Annotated in this window: 11 protein-coding genes; 3 read left to right on the forward strand and 8 right to left on the reverse strand. The window is 69.8% G+C overall.

The genetic code is table 11. The annotated features are described in order from the left end of the window. Positions 1-9: 9 nt before the first annotated feature. The 7 genes from GQ56_RS0103670 to GQ56_RS0103700 all read right to left on the reverse strand — a co-directional run bounded on the left by GQ56_RS0103670 (position 10) and on the right by GQ56_RS0103700 (position 9,426). Complete coding sequence (locus tag GQ56_RS0103670; protein ID WP_031397358.1) at positions 10-1,164, reverse strand: polysaccharide pyruvyl transferase family protein; 1,155 nt, start codon at positions 1,162-1,164, stop codon at positions 10-12. Continuing rightward, the gene (locus GQ56_RS0103675) at positions 1,161-2,408 is read right to left on the reverse strand and encodes a glycosyltransferase family 4 protein (RefSeq protein WP_031397359.1); all 1,248 of its coding nucleotides are present in this window, start codon (positions 2,406-2,408) and stop codon (positions 1,161-1,163) included. Before GQ56_RS0103675 ends, GQ56_RS0103670 begins: the two co-directional genes overlap by 4 nt. Beyond that, complete coding sequence (locus GQ56_RS0103680) at positions 2,405-4,705, reverse strand: polysaccharide biosynthesis tyrosine autokinase (protein ID WP_031397360.1); 2,301 nt, start codon at positions 4,703-4,705, stop codon at positions 2,405-2,407. Before GQ56_RS0103680 ends, GQ56_RS0103675 begins: the two co-directional genes overlap by 4 nt. A gap of 4 nt (positions 4,706-4,709) precedes the next feature. Continuing rightward, positions 4,710-5,201 carry a low molecular weight protein-tyrosine-phosphatase gene (locus GQ56_RS0103685; RefSeq protein WP_031397361.1) on the reverse strand — a complete coding sequence of 164 codons (492 nt, stop codon included), beginning with the start codon at positions 5,199-5,201 and terminating at the stop codon, positions 4,710-4,712. Then, entirely contained in the window at positions 5,198-6,352 is a 1,155-nt protein-coding gene (locus GQ56_RS0103690; protein WP_031397362.1) for a polysaccharide biosynthesis/export family protein, read from the reverse strand. Before GQ56_RS0103690 ends, GQ56_RS0103685 begins: the two co-directional genes overlap by 4 nt. A 50-nt stretch (positions 6,353-6,402) precedes the next feature. Further along, complete coding sequence (locus GQ56_RS0103695) at positions 6,403-7,824, reverse strand: undecaprenyl-phosphate glucose phosphotransferase (RefSeq protein ID WP_052007136.1); 1,422 nt, start codon at positions 7,822-7,824, stop codon at positions 6,403-6,405. 585 nt (positions 7,825-8,409) lie between these two features. Continuing rightward, positions 8,410-9,426 (reverse strand): 1-aminocyclopropane-1-carboxylate deaminase, encoded by a 1,017-nt coding sequence (locus tag GQ56_RS0103700; protein WP_031397364.1) that lies wholly within the window; start codon positions 9,424-9,426, stop codon positions 8,410-8,412. 196 nt (positions 9,427-9,622) lie between these two features. On the opposite strand from GQ56_RS0103700, the gene GQ56_RS0103705 reads away from it, so the two are divergent. The 3 genes from GQ56_RS0103705 to GQ56_RS0103715 all read left to right on the forward strand — a co-directional run bounded on the left by GQ56_RS0103705 (position 9,623) and on the right by GQ56_RS0103715 (position 11,220). Further along, on the forward strand, positions 9,623-10,123 hold the full coding sequence (locus GQ56_RS0103705; RefSeq protein ID WP_031397365.1) for an Lrp/AsnC family transcriptional regulator: 501 nt from the start codon (positions 9,623-9,625) through the stop codon (positions 10,121-10,123). Between the two features lie 123 nt (positions 10,124-10,246). Further along, positions 10,247-10,750, forward strand: coding sequence for an antitoxin Xre/MbcA/ParS toxin-binding domain-containing protein (locus GQ56_RS0103710; RefSeq protein WP_031397366.1), 504 nt, complete (start codon positions 10,247-10,249; stop codon positions 10,748-10,750). Further along, positions 10,747-11,220 (forward strand): RES family NAD+ phosphorylase, encoded by a 474-nt coding sequence (locus GQ56_RS0103715; RefSeq protein WP_031397367.1) that lies wholly within the window; start codon positions 10,747-10,749, stop codon positions 11,218-11,220. Before GQ56_RS0103710 ends, GQ56_RS0103715 begins: the two co-directional genes overlap by 4 nt. A 60-nt stretch (positions 11,221-11,280) precedes the next feature. Here the strand turns inward: GQ56_RS0103715 and mdeB are convergent, their stop codons facing one another. Then, positions 11,281-14,004 (reverse strand): alpha-ketoglutarate dehydrogenase, encoded by a 2,724-nt coding sequence (gene mdeB / locus GQ56_RS0103720; RefSeq protein WP_031397368.1) that lies wholly within the window; start codon positions 14,002-14,004, stop codon positions 11,281-11,283. Positions 14,005-14,080 lie beyond the last annotated feature (76 nt).

Raw genomic sequence — 14,080 nt, forward strand, 5'->3', positions numbered from 1 at the left:
CCGCCGTCGTCATGCCTGCCGTGCGGCGCGCAGCGCGTCGATCACGCGTTCGCGCGCGGCGCCGATCCGGTCGAGCCCGGTCCGGGCCGCCTGCCAGAACGCGGCGGCCGCTCCGGGCGCGAGGATCGTGCGGGCGGCCTCGTCCGGATCGAATCCGGCGCCGTTGACGACCCAGTCGTCGAGGTGAAGATCGCCGTACGCGCCGAAGCCCTTGCGTTCGTAGCTGAGGTGGAACGCGGGCACGCCCTGCAGCACCGCTTCGAGCGCACCGTGCAGGCGCACCGACACGACGCGGTCGGGCGGATCGTGCGCGAGCAGCGTCCTGAGCGGTACGAGCGCGTCCCGAATGCCGATGTCGCGGTAGTACGCGGCGTCGTCGTTGCCGCGGCCGGTGCTTTGCACCGCGAACGTCACGCGACAGTGCGCGCCGACGCGTTCGATCAGCCGCGCGACCGACGCCGCGTACCGGGCGCGCTGAGCGCGGTTCCACGCCGGCGCGCGGCGCAGCACGAACGCGACGTGGCGAACATCGGCGCCGGCGCGCGCGGCGCGCTGCAGGATCGCATCGCGGCGCCGTTCGAACTCGAGCACCGCGAGATCGGGCGCGCGCCGTGTGTTCGGGTTCGCCGACAGAAACGCGAGCGAACGGTCGTCGCGCACGAAGACGCTGTCGAACGATGCGAGCAGCCCGCGCAGTTGCGCGCGCATCGGCCATGCGTAATGCGCGGGGCCGATGCTTTGCGGCAGATACACGACGGGCTTGCCCGATGCCTTCGCCGCACGCATCTGCAGCAGATGCCCGGCTTCGAGCTTGAGCGCCTCGACCGCATGGCGCGCGCGCAGGTAGCCGCCGCCGACGCCGGCGATCAGGTCGGCGCCGGCCAGCAGGCGGCGCAGGTCGCGCAGGCGGCCGTTCGCGCCGACGGGCAGCGGGAAGCCGGCCGCGCCGCGCAGGCGGGCCGCGCCGCGATCCGCGAGCACGGGGGCCGCGCGCACGTCGCCGTATTGCGGAAACGACGACGGATCGGCCGCGACGATCGACACGCGCGTCGTGTCTCCGAATGCTTCCTTCAGCAGCTTGACGGACAGGTCGACCAGAAGGCCGTCCCCGGAATTGCACGCGCTGTACGCATGCAGCAGCGCGACGTGGGTGGTCGACGTCATGTCGGCTCCTTGTGAACGAGACCGCGGTAGAGAATGAGCGTGCGGCGAACCATCGCCGCGGCGGAATAGCGTTCGACGGCCGCCGCGCAATTCGCGCGCATCGCGCGGCGCAGCGGCGCATCGCCCGCCAGCGTGACGACGGCGTGCCGGAAATCGGTCGTGTCGTCGTCGTTCGGCACGACGAGGCCGATCCCGGCCGAGCGGATCAGCTCGGCGGCGCCGGCCACGCGCGATGCGACCGTCGGCACCTGCGCGGCCATCGCCTCGAGGCACACGTAGGGAAAGCCTTCGTAGCGGCTCGGCAGCGCGAACAGGTCGAACGCGGAGAAGTAGCGGGCGGCGTCGCGAAGCGGGCCGACGACGCGCAGGTTGCGCGGCACGTCGTCGGCTTCCGGGCCCGCCGCCGTGCTGAAATCGCCGGGGCCGATCGCCGCGAACTGCACGGCGTCGCCGCACTGCCGGAAGACGCCGCGCGCGATCCGCACGAGGCGGTCGATGCCTTTCTGGTGGTCGAAGCGCCCGACGAAGCCGACGACGATCGCGTCGTCCGGCAGGCCGAGCGCGCGCCGCGCGTCGGCGCGCGGCATCGGCGCGGCAGGCGGCACGCCGTTGACGATCGTGTCGATGCGGTGCGCGGGAATGCCGAGCGCGTCGTGCAGGTGCGCGGCTTCGTCTTGCGACACCGCGATGATCCGGCTCGTGCACGCGCGGCCGAGCAGGCGCTCGATCGCGCCGTAGAAGCGGCGCTGCCGGGCGCTCAACAGCGGGTTGAGCGTGTAGACCGCATGCGGCGTGTAGACGTGCCGCCACGGCCCCGCGCACAGCCGCGCGATGGCGCCCGCTTTCGAGCTGTGGCTGTGCACGATGTCGGGGCGGATGCTCAGCAGCAGCCGGTAGACGTGCAGGACGGCGAGGGCGTCGCGCCAGCCGACCGCGCGTCGCATCGGCGCCCGGTGAACCGACTTGCAGCGCGCGAGCACGCGCGCGTCGAGGATCGACGCGTCGAAGCGCGGCCCGTCGGGCACGATCAGGTGGAGCTCGACGCCTTCGATGGCGTGCAGCCCGTCGATCAGGCTGGCGAGATGGACCGCCACGCCGCCGGCCGCCGCTTCCGCGACGAGCACGACGCGCAGCGGACGCGCGGCGGTACCTGCCGCCGCCGGGCGTGCGGCGGCATGCAAGGCCGGCCGGGAGGCTTCGAGGCGGGCGCGGCCGGGGCCGTCGATACGGGGCGTCTGGCTCATCGCGCACCTCCGCGTCGAATCCGGCCGGCGAACGCGCGCAGCGCGCGCATCGCGGGCGAGCCGGGGCTGCGATCGTGCCGCGGCGCGTAGTCGTATTGCGTGTAGCGATAGGTGCCGTAGCGGGAGCCGTAGCGGCCCGCGTGCGTGTCGACGCCGTTGAGCAGCACGCCGCTCGCGGCGACGCCGTTGTGCGCGAGGCGCCGGGCAGCCTCGCCGAGCTCGGCGAGGCGCGTGGCGCCCGCGCGTGCGACGAGCAGGAGCGTGCCAGCATGGCGGCTGAGCGCGACCGCGTCGGTGACGGCGAGAATCGGCGCGGAGTCGATCACGACCGCGTCGTAGCGGGCGGACAGCGTATCGATCAGCGTCGCGACGCGGTCGTGCGCGAGCAGGTCGGCGGGGTTCGGCGGCAGCGTGCCGGTCGCCATGAAATCGAGATTCGGGACCACGTTCGCGTGAATCGCGTCGTGCGGCGCGAGGGCGCCCGTCACCAGCCCGGAGAAGCCGCGCTCGCGCGCGACGCCGAAATGGTCGTGCAGGTGGCCTTTGCGCAGGTCGCCGTCGATCAGCAGCACGCGCTGGCCGTTCGCGGCCAGCAGCGCGGCGAAATTCGCCGACACGAACGACTTGCCCGCACCCGGCACCGGCCCCGTCAGCAGCATCACGTTGTTGCGCGCGTCCTGCATCGCGAAATGGATGGCGGTCCGCAGGCTGCGCAGGCTTTCGATCGCGGGTTCGTGCGGATGCGCGACGCTCAGCAGATGGGTGCCGGGCATCCGCGCGTCGAGCTGTCGAGCGATCCGGCGCTGCGCCGGGGAGTCGGGGATCGTCGCGTAGACGCTCAGGCCGAGGTGCCGCTCGATTTCATCGGCATGGCCGATGCCGCCGAACAGGAAGCTGCGGGCGAACGCGAGCGACGTGCCGAGCAGCAGGCCGAGCAGCGCGGCGGCGCCGATCACGACCGGCCGGTTCGGACGCACGGTTTCCTCGGGTACGACCGGCGCATCGACGAGCCGTACGCTGCCGGTGCGCCCGGCCTTCACCAGCTCGAGCTGCTGCGCGTTGGCGAGCAGCGCCGTGTAGAGATCGGTATCGACCTTCACGTCGAGCATCAGCCGCACCGCATCCTGCTGGAGATCGGGCAGGCGCTTCACCTGGCGCTCGACCTGGTGCTGCTGGCCGCGCAGCGTGCCGATCTGCGCGTCGAGCGCGGCCATGTCGGGATGGCCGGGCGCGAAGCGGGTGGCCATCTCGTCGCGCTTTTGCTGCAGTTCCAGCAGGCGGGTTTTCGTGTCGGCCGCCTGCTGCAGGAGCAGCTTCGATTCCTCGGTGAGGTCGATGGTGCCGTTCGCGTTGCGCATGTTCGTATAGCGCTGCTCGGCGTGCTCCAGTTGCTGCTTCAACGCCGGCAACTGCTTGTTGAGGAACGCGAGCGATTGCGCCGCGTCGGCGGATTTGCGCTCGAGGTGCTGGCGGAGGTAGTGATCGGCGATCGCCTGAAGCTGGGCCTGCAGGCGCTGCGGGTCCGGGCCGCGCAGCGTCGCGACGATCACGCCGGACTGCTTGACCTTCTCCTGCACGTCGAGTGCGCGGCGCAGCGTATCGATCGTCTCGGCGCGGGACTGCCGCACGAGCGCGAAGCGGGTGCCGGGATTCGCATCGAAGCGCGTGACCTCGACGACGAGCGGGCCGTCGGCGGTCGGGAACCGCTCCGCGCGACCGACGGCGCCGGTGACCGCCGCGGGCAGCGTGGCGCCGGACAGCCGGTAGCGTCCGCCGTCGAGCATCGTCAGCGCGAAGCGTTCGCCTTCGAGCGGCTTCGGCACGTCGAAGCGCGCGAGATCCACGCGCTCGTCGCCCCATGCGTAGCCGCCGATGCCGAACACGCCGGGGCGCGTGACGCCCGCGTTGAAGCGCGAGATGAAATCGCCGACGACGGGAAAGCGCTTCGGCTGAACGACGATGTAGCTGCGCAGGTCGTCGACGGCGCGCGCAACGACGAGCCGGGACGCGAGGATCTGCGCTTCGGCGGCGGCGGTCGATTTCACGTCGAACAGCGACGACACGTCGCCGAGCAGGCTTTTCGCCGCGGATGCGTCGCCGCCGTCCTCGATCTGCACGAGGATGTCGGCCTGGTATTGCGGGTGGCTCAGGAACGCGTACAGCGTGCCGGCGCCGACGCACGCGGCGGTCACGAGCGCGATCAGCCAGCGCCGGGAGACGAGGGCGTCGACCACGGCCGCGAGGTCGATCTCGTCGGCGCGGTCGGGCGGATGCTGGGTCGAATGGGGAAGGGGCATCGGTTCAGTCCGGAAGGCGGGAGGAAGGGGCGGGCGGCGGCGCGATGCGCGCGCACCATGCGTCGACGCCGCGCTCGATGAGCCGCAGGCTGTGCGCGAACGACGCGCGCGGGCCGAGGTACGGGTCCGGCACGTCGAAGCCGCGCCGCATGGCGTCGGGCGAGCGGCCGCCGTTGCCGAGGCGGTACACGCGGCCGCACAGCGACGGATGCCGGCGTTCGAGCCAGTGCTTCTGGTCGAGGTCGGCCGTCAGGATCAGGCCCGCGCGCAGGGCGAGCCACGACGGCAACTGGCGCGCGCGATGCGCTCCGATGTCGAGGCCGCGTTCGCGCATCAGCGCGACCGCGTGCGGATCGGCGGGCCGGCCGTCGAGCGCGCCGATGCCGGCCGACTGCACGTCGACGCCCGGCAGCCGCGCGCGCAGCAGCGCCTCGGCCATCGGGCTGCGGCAGACGTTGCCGACGCACACGACGAGGAGCGTGGCGCCGGCGATCATTTGACGGCGAGCGCCGCGGCGGTGGCGCTGGATGTGACGCTCGGCAGCAGCAGGCTCAGCACGCGGCTGAAGCGCACGAGGCCGTTGCCGTCCACGTAGACGATGTCCTTCGGCTGCAGCTCGAACTCGTTGGCGAGCACCATCGAGACGGGCGAGCGGGCGTCGAGATGGAACACCTGCGGACGATCCGTGCCGGAGCCGCGGACCACGAACATCTGCGCGGCGTCGGCGGTATTGGCGTTCACGCTGCCGGCCTGCGCCAGCGCATCCGACAACGTTAGCCGGCCGTCGCGCAGCGGCCTCGCGAGCGACGGCTTGTTGACCTCGCCCATCACGTAGACGCCATAGTCGCCGCGCGCCGGCACGTGCAGCAGGTCGCCGGCCGCGAGCACGACGTCCGCCGGATTGCGGCCGTCGCGCAGCATCCGGGTCAGGTCGAGCGGATGGGTGACGCCGTCGCGCACCAGCGCGATACGGCTCTGGTCGGCCTCCGGGCCCATGCCGCCGGCCCGGCCGAGCGCCTCGTACAGCGTCATCGGCACGTCGTTGACGGGCTGGCCGCCGGGCGTGCGGACCTCGCCGTCGATGTACACCTGCTTCGAGCGGAACGACGCGATGCGCAGCGTGACCTGCGGCGCGCGGTAGACGCGCGACAGCGCGGCGGCGAGGCGGGCCTGCGCCGCGTCGGCGGTCAGCCCGGCCACCGGCACCGTGCCCGCGAACGGGAACGACACGCCGCCCTTCTGGTCGACGACGAAGCCCGCGGCGGGATCGGCCGCGCGCGGCGCGGCCTGCGGCGCGGCGCCCTGTGCGGCCGCGAGCTCGGGGTGATCCCAGACCGTGATCTGCAGCACGTCGCCCGGGCCGATCCGGTAGGCGGCCGGCGGCGCGGCCAGCAGGCCGGCTTGCGCGGCCAGTTGCCGGTCGGCCTGCGCCTTCTGCGCGCGGACGAGGCCGGTGTCGATCGTCGTGATCTCGAACGGCGGCAGGCCGTCTGCCGATTGCGTGCCGGCCGGCGGCGGCGCGTCGCTCATCCGCATGCCGGGCGCGAAGGCGCACGCGGAAAGCGCGAGGCTGGCCGCGACCATCAGCCCGATACAGGCGCCGCGCGGGCGCGCTGTGTCATTCCGCTCGATCGGAGTGGTTTCCATAAGCAGTCCTCTTGAGTAAGGCGACGCGGTGCCGGGCGGCGTCGCGCGTGTCAGTACGCGTTGCGGTGTATCCAGCCGTGCGTGGCGGTGGCGAAGACGATGCGCATGTCGAGCCCGAACGACCAGTTGCGCAGGTAGTAGAGATCGGCCTCGATCCGGCGCTGCATCTTCTCGATGCGGTCGGTTTCGCCGCGCAGGCCGTTGATCTGCGCCCAGCCGGTGATGCCGGGCTTGACGCGGTAGCGATGGATGTAGCCGTCGACGACCGTCTGGTACAGGTTGTCGTGCTCGATCGCGTGCGGTCGCGGCCCGACGACGGACATGTCGCCGCGCAGCACGTTGATGAACTGCGGCAGCTCGTCGAGGCTCGTGCGGCGCAGGAACGCGCCGACTCGCGTCACGCGGGGATCGTCCCGCGTCGCCTGCTGCACGCTGCCGGCGGTTGCGGCGTGGACCCGCATCGTGCGGAACTTGTAGATCGTGAAGGTCTTGCCGTCCGCGCCTTTGCGCCGCTGACGGAACAGCACCGGGCCCGGCGACGACAGCCGGACCGCCGCCGCGATCGCGAGCAGCAACGGCGCCGTGCCGAGCAGCGCCGCCGCGGCGAACAGGCGGTCGAACAGGGCCTTTTGCGTCAGCGCGTGCGGCGGCAACGGCGAGGCGACGAGGTTGAACGCCGGTGCGCCGACGAGATCGACCATTTCGGCGTCGAACATCGCGAGCCGGCTGACGTCGGGCATGAAGCGGATGTTGACGAGGTCGTGCCGGAACGCATCGAGCACGCTTTCGACGCCGCGTACGTCGGCGATCGGCAGCGCGATCCAGACTTCCGGAATCGCGTGCGAGCGCACGTGTTCGGCGAAGGCATCGAGCGCGTGGAAACGTCGCATGCCGTCGCCAGCAGCGTGTGCGTCTCGCGCCGCGTCCGATGCGCCCGCCACGTCCAGCATGGCGGCCGCGCGATATCCGGAAGGCGATTGCGTGATCCGGCCGAGGACGGCGGCGCCGTGCGGGCCGGTGCCGACGACGGCGACCAGCCGCTCGCCCGCATGCCTGCGCGTGAGCGTCCGGTGCACGAAGAGCCGCGACGCGACGAGTGCGACGCCGCTCGTCGCGGTCCAGAGTGCGAAGCAGGACACGGGGACGAGCAGCGCGCCGTGCAGCGAGACTATCAGGATGACGGAGCAGGCCTGTGCGAGCAGCCACGTGCCCGACGCAACGATCGCGATGCGGCGCGTCGTGCGGCCGTACGGTGCGCGATAGAGGCCGAACGCCGGAAACAGGATCATCGCGAATGCCGCCGCGCTTGCCACGGCGGCCATTTCGACGGACCGGTGCGAGCCGTTGCCGGGGAACATCCAGGCGGCCAGTGCGGCGCCGAATGCGATGAACGCAACGTCTGCGAGACGTGCGAGCAGCCCGCGGGCTGCAGACGGCGCTTCGATTCGCCGTTCCGCGAGTGTCGTATGCATGGATCCCTTTGGTTCCGTGTTGTTGGACGTTGTGTCCGATGCGGCGCGCACGGAGCGGCGCGTGCGCCGGAAGAAGGCTGGCGCATCGCCGCTGTGTCCGTTTCGCTGGCGTGCGGGCGTGGCGCTGAGACGCTGCCTGCCTGATCGGTCGGACGTGGATGTCGCTGCGACGGGGTCCGTTAGCAACTGTCAAATGCGGACGTGGCAACCAGCGACGTCGAGATCCACTCGACCGGGATCAATTTTCGGGAACCGGGGGGAAGAGATAAATGGGACGCGTATTAAATCGGCCGGGCAGGGATTAATACACGTACGAATGGTTGGTTTCGACGTGTCCCGATCGCGATCGGCAGTTGGCGCGCGCCGGCGCGCATTCGCATCCGGGCGGCAGGTGTGGCGTGTAGCGGGGATGAGCCCGGTGGCGGGCGGCAACGCTGACAGCGGGGCACGTCCCGGCACCGTCGAGCGAGCTTGAGGGGACGCGGCAGGTGGCGCGCGGCGAATGTGTCGATCGATGTCGGCGAATGCGCGTACGCGGGCCGCGCATCGTGTGCGGGCACACGACGCGCGGTGCGTCGACGTGCGTCAGCCTTCCTGGAAGATGGCGCTGTATGCGCTCAACGCGGGCACCCCGCCCAGATGCGCATACAGCACCTTCGAGCCGGGTTCGAATTCGCCGCGCCGTACCTTGTCGATCATGCCGTGCATCGATTTCCCTTCATAGACGGGATCGGTCAGCACGCCTTCGAGCCGCGCGCACAGTCGGATCGCTTCGAGCGTGCCGTCGTTCGGCAGTCCGTATTCCGGGCCCGCATAGCGCGTGTCGAGCACGACGTCCTGTTCGTCGATGCGGCGCCCGAGTTCGACGATTTCAGCCGTGTGCCGAGCGATGCGCGTGATCTGCGCGTGCGTCTTTTCCGGCGTCGCCGACGCGTCGATGCCGATCACGCGATCCGCGCGCCCGTCGGCCGCGAAGCCGACGACCATCCCCGCCTGCGTGCTGCCCGTCACCGAGCACACGACGATGTAGTCGAACGTGAAACCGAGCTGCGCTTCCTGCGCGCGCACTTCTTCGGCGAAGCCGACGAAGCCGAGCCCGCCGAGCGGATGCTCGGAGCAGCCGGCCGGCACCGGATACGGCTTGCCGCCCGCCTGCCGCACGCTTTCCATCGCGTCTTCCCAACTGCGGCGTATGCCGATGTCGAAGCCGTCCGCCACGAGCCGCACGTCCGCGCCCATCATCCGCGACAGCTGGATGTTGCCGACGCGGTCGTACACGGGATCGTCGTAGTTGACCCAGTGTTCCTGCACGAGCACGCACTTCATCCCGAGATGCGCGGCGACGGCCGCGACCTGGCGCGTCTGGTTCGACTGGACGCCGCCGATCGACACGAGCGTGTCCGCGCCCTGCGCGAGCGCGTCGGGGATCAGGTATTCGAGCTTGCGGGTCTTGTTGCCGCCGAACGCGAGGCCGCTGTTGCAGTCCTCGCGTTTCGCATACAGCTCGACCTTGCCGCCGAGATGCGCGCTCAGGCGCTTGAGCGGCTGGATCGGGGTCGGGCCGAAGGTCAGCGGATAACGGGGGAAACGTTGCAGGTTCATCGGGTCTGGTCTCCGGAAGGGCGGGGGGCACGGGAAGCGGCCTGTTCGGGACATGCCGGCAAGCGGCGTCCCGATGCAAAAATGATAGACAAGCACGCACGAAATGAGCTTGCGAAATGAATATCGTCGGCCTACGTTGAAGACGAATCGGAAACCATGCAGGCAATTCCGGTTCGCCAGACTGGAGGATGACGCAATGAAATTAAGTGGAAATCCGGCCGCGCCGGCCGATGCGGCGCCCGTGCTCGACCGCATCGATCGCGCGATCCTCAGGCAGCTTCAGCAGGACGCGTCGATCTCGAACGTGCGCCTCGCCGCGAAGGTGAAGCTGAGCGCGCCGGCGTGCCTGCGGCGCGTCGAGCGGCTCAAGGAGACGGGGATGATTCGCGGGATCGTCGCGCTGCTCGACCCGAAGCCGCTCGGGGCCGGCATGCTCGTCGTGATCGGCTTCGTGCTCGACCGCTCGACGCCGGAAGCGTTCGCCGCGTTCGAGAAGGCCGCGCAGAAGGTGTCGGGATGCGTCGAATGCCATGTCGTGACCGGCGAGTTCGACTACTTCATGCTGGTGCGCACGCGCGACAACGAGAGCTTCAACCGGCTGCATGCGGAGCAACTGCTGTACCTGCCGGGCGTGCGGCAGGTGCGCTCGTTCATGGTGCTCAAGGAGATTCTGTCGACGCACGCGCTGCCGGTGTAGTGTGGCGCGCCGTTGGTCCCGTTGGTCGCGACTATGCCGTCTGGCCTATGCCGTTTGGCAGATTGAAAATTCCCGTTTGGATGTATAAAATGGGAGTTTCAATTAACCCATTCGGGAGTCGCAATGGCAGCAACCACACCTGCGTCCCGTCAGCCTGCGAAGCGGGCTGCCGCATCCCGCGTCGCGGAGCCGGCGGGCAGCTCGAACGGCTTGGGCGCCGGCAGGGACGATTTCGACACCTTTCGCCGGATGGCGCCAATGTCGCAGCGGCGTGCGATTGCCGAGGGTTTCGATGCAGTCATCATCGAGCGCGTCGCGCGCGAGTTGCTCGGCGTGCCGGTTCAGTCCCTCTTGAGCGCGCTGAGCCTTCCCAGCTCGACCATTCTGCGAAAAATCGCCAAACACGACCGGCTGTCGCAAGGCGAGTCCGATCGCGTTGCACGCGTGCTCTTTGTGCTGAATCTCGCCACCGATCTGTTCGAGGACAGCGAGCGCGCAGCGATGTGGATGAGCCGCGCGAACGCGGAGCTCGACGGTTTGAAGCCAGTCGACGTGCTCGACGTACAGCCCGGCTACGACCGGGTGCGCGACATCCTGAACCGTGCTCAGTTCGGGGTCGTCGCGTGAGGCTGTATCGTCTCGCGAAAGAAAGAAAGGGGCATTACCTGGCCGACGACCTGAGTGGCAACGGAGCGGCGATCGCAGGTGGCCGCTGGAATCCTCGCGGCATGCGTGTGCTGTACACCTGCTGCCACGCGTCGACTTCGTTGCTCGAGGCACTGGTCCATATGTCCGGCTTGCTGCCCGCCAGCGGATTTTTTTTAGTGACGCTGGAAGTGCCCGACACCGTCCATGACAACGCGTACCAGCCGGACCTGCCGGACGATTGGGCGGTACTGTCGCAGGATCCGGAGTCGACCGCCCGGATCGGGCAGGCCTGGCTCGAGGCAGGCGAGTCGTTGGCGATGCGCGTGCCGTCAGTCGTCTGCCCGACCGACTTCAACTTGCTGCTGAACCCGATGCATGCGGATTTTGCCTCGAGCGTGAAAGTGATCGGCAAAGAAGCGTTCGCGCTGGATCCGCGCCTCTTTGGCTGACCGGTTGCATGACCTCGAACGGCGAACGGTCGGTTGCTGCTGCGCGGTCGCGCCGCCCGTTCAGCGCTGCCATGGTGCGACGCATCGCTGTGCGGACTTGCCGAGACGCGCTCGCGCGTCGTGCACGATAGCCGCATCGAGTTCTCCGTCATCCGCCAGCGCCTTCAACGCGGCGAGCACGATGCTCGCGCGGTCGACTTCGAAGAACGCGCGCAGCGCGTCGCGCGTGTCGCTGCGCCCGAACCCGTCGGTGCCCAGCGTCACGTAGCGGCGCGGCACGTACGCGCGGATCAGTTCGGGCACCGCGCGCACGTAGTCGGTCGCGGCGATCACGGGCCCGCGCGTCGCGGCGAGCGTGGCGGTGACATACGGCATCGCGTGCGTGTCGTCGTCGTCGAGCCGCGCGCGACGTTCGGCTTCCATGCCGTCGCGCTGCAGTTCGGTGAAGCTCGTGACGCTCCACACGGCCGCATCGATCCCCCAGTCTTCCTTCAGCATGCGCTGCGCGGCGACGACTTCGCCGAGGATCGCGCCCGCGCCGAGCAACTGCACCTGCGCGGTCGCAGGCGATTCCGCCGCCAGCGGATACATCCCCTTCAGGATTCCTTCGCGCCATGCTTGCGCATCGCCGCCGGGCATCGAAGGCTGTGCGTAGTTCTCGTTCGTCACCGTCACGTAATAGAACACGTCGCGCTGCTGCTCGACCATCTCGCGCATCCCCGCGTCGACGATCGTCGCGACTTCGTACGCGAACGCGGGATCGTACGCGCGGCAGTTCGGAATCGTCGAGGCGGCGAGGTGGCTGCTGCCGTCCTGGTGCTGCAACCCTTCGCCGCCGAGCGTCGTGCGCCCCGACGTCGCGCCGACGAGGAAGCCGCGCGAGCGCTGGTCGGCGGCGGCCCAGATCAGGTCGCCGATGCGCTGGAAGCCGAACATCGAGTAGTAGATGTAGAACGGCAACATCGGCAGGTCGTGCACGCTGTACGACGTCGCGGCGGCGATCCACGACGAGATCGCGCCCGCCTCCGAAATGCCTTCCTCGAGGATCTGGCCGCGCGTGTCCTCGCGGTAGTAGAGCATCGAGCCGAGGTCTTCCGGCTCGTAGCGCTGGCCGAGCGGCGAGTAGATGCCGACCTGCCGGAACAGGCTCGCCATGCCGAACGTGCGCGCTTCGTCGGCGACGATCGGCACGACGCGCGGGCCGAGGTCGCGATCCTTGATCAGCGCGGCGAGCATGCGCACGAGCGCCATCGTCGTCGACATCTCGCGGCCGGCCGCGTCGAGCGCGAACGCACCCCAGGCCGGCATCGAAGGGACGGTGAGCCCCTTCGATGCCGCCATCCGCCTTCTGGGCAGATAGCCTCCCAGGGCAGCCCGGCGGGCATGCAGGTAACGCATTTCCGGGCTGTCTTCCGCTGGCTTGTAAAACGTGAGCTGCTCGACGTCGCTGTCCGACAGCGGCAACCGGAAGCGGTCGCGGAACGCCTTCAGGTCGTCGATGTCGAGCTTCTTCTGCTGATGGGTCGTCATCCGGCCCTGGCCGGCCGCGCCCATCCCGTATCCCTTCATCGTCTTCGCGAGGATCACGGTCGGCTGGCCGCGATGCGCGAGCGCGTGTGCATACGCGGCGTGCAGCTTGCGCGCGTCGTGGCCGCCGCGGCGCAGGCGGTCGATTTCCGCGTCGGTGAGCTGCGCGGCGAGCGCCTCGAGCGCCGGGTCCTGGCTGAAGAAGCGCGCGCGGTTGTACGCGCCGTCGTTCGCGGAGAAGGTCTGGAACTGTCCGTCGACGGTATCGGCGAACGCGCGCGCAAGCGCGCCCGCATGATCGCGCGCGAACAGCGGATCCCAGTCGGACCCCCACAGCACCTTGATCACGTTCCAGCCGGCGCCCGCGAACTGCGCTTCGAGTTCGTCGATCACGCGGCCGTTGCCGCGCACCGGGCCGTCGAGCCGCTGCAGGTTGCAGTTGATCACGAACACGAGGTTGTCGAGCCCCTCGCGGGCGGCGAGCGACAGTGCGCCGAGCGATTCGGGCTCGTCCATCTCGCCGTCGCCGAAGAAGCCCCACACGGTGCGGCCCGCGGTGTTCGCGAGGCCGCGATGCTGCAGGTAGCGCATGAAGCGCGCCTGGTAGATCGCGTTGATCGGGCCGATGCCCATCGAGCCGGTCGGGAACTGCCAGAAGTCGGGCATCAGCCACGGATGCGGATACGAGCACAGGCCCGGGCCGGCGATCTCGCGGCGGTAGTGCTTCAGGTGATCCTCGGTGAGGAAGCCTTCGAGATACGCGCGCGCATAGACGCCCGGCGACGAGTGCGGCTGGAAATACACGAGATCGCCGCCGGCGCCGCCGTTTGCGGGCGATGCCGCGCGGAAGAAGTGGTTGAAGCCGGTTTCGAACAGGTCGGACGCCGACGCGTAGCTCGCGATGTGGCCGCCGAGTTCGCCGTACGCGCGGTTGGCGCGCACGACCATCGCGAGCGCGTTCCAGCGCAGCGCGGCCGACAGCCGTTCCTCCAGGTCGAGGTCGCCCGGGTAGGGTGGCTGCTCGGCCAGCGGAATCGTGTTCAGGTAGCGCGTGACGGGCGTGCGCGGCGACGCGAGGCCGCTGGCGCGCGCGTGCTCGGCAAGCCGGTCGAACAGGTACTGCGCGCGGTCGCGGCCGACATGCGCGACCACCGCGTCGAGCGCGTCGAGCCATTCGGCGGTTTCTTCCGGGTCTGCGTCGACGCGCGCGAGGGCCGCGCGCTGCGCGTGTTCGATACCGTTCGACAGATCCGTCATCCCAGTCTCCCGCGCGCCGGCGGCGGCACGCATCAATGGGACTCATGCTACGCGCCAGTCGCCAGAATATGCGTCT

It is taken from the genome of Burkholderia paludis, from assembly GCF_000732615.1.
Taxonomy (GTDB): Bacteria; Pseudomonadota; Gammaproteobacteria; order Burkholderiales; family Burkholderiaceae; genus Burkholderia; species Burkholderia paludis.

Bases quoted from the DNA above. Each gene is read 5' to 3' on its own strand.
- GQ56_RS0103670 (WP_031397358.1), bottom strand. From the start codon at position 1,164: ATGACGTCGACCACCCACGTCGCGCTGCTGCATGCGTACAGCGCGTGC.
- GQ56_RS0103675 (WP_031397359.1), bottom strand. From the start codon at position 2,408: ATGAGCCAGACGCCCCGTATCGACGGCCCCGGCCGCGCCCGCCTCGAA.
- GQ56_RS0103680 (WP_031397360.1), bottom strand. From the start codon at position 4,705: ATGCCCCTTCCCCATTCGACCCAGCATCCGCCCGACCGCGCCGACGAG.
- GQ56_RS0103685 (WP_031397361.1), bottom strand. From the start codon at position 5,201: ATGATCGCCGGCGCCACGCTCCTCGTCGTGTGCGTCGGCAACGTCTGC.
- GQ56_RS0103690 (WP_031397362.1), bottom strand. From the start codon at position 6,352: ATGGAAACCACTCCGATCGAGCGGAATGACACAGCGCGCCCGCGCGGC.
- GQ56_RS0103695 (WP_052007136.1), bottom strand. From the start codon at position 7,824: ATGCATACGACACTCGCGGAACGGCGAATCGAAGCGCCGTCTGCAGCC.
- GQ56_RS0103700 (WP_031397364.1), bottom strand. From the start codon at position 9,426: ATGAACCTGCAACGTTTCCCCCGTTATCCGCTGACCTTCGGCCCGACC.
- GQ56_RS0103705 (WP_031397365.1), top strand. From the start codon at position 9,623: ATGAAATTAAGTGGAAATCCGGCCGCGCCGGCCGATGCGGCGCCCGTG.
- GQ56_RS0103710 (WP_031397366.1), top strand. From the start codon at position 10,247: ATGGCAGCAACCACACCTGCGTCCCGTCAGCCTGCGAAGCGGGCTGCC.
- mdeB (WP_031397368.1), bottom strand. From the start codon at position 14,004: ATGACGGATCTGTCGAACGGTATCGAACACGCGCAGCGCGCGGCCCTC.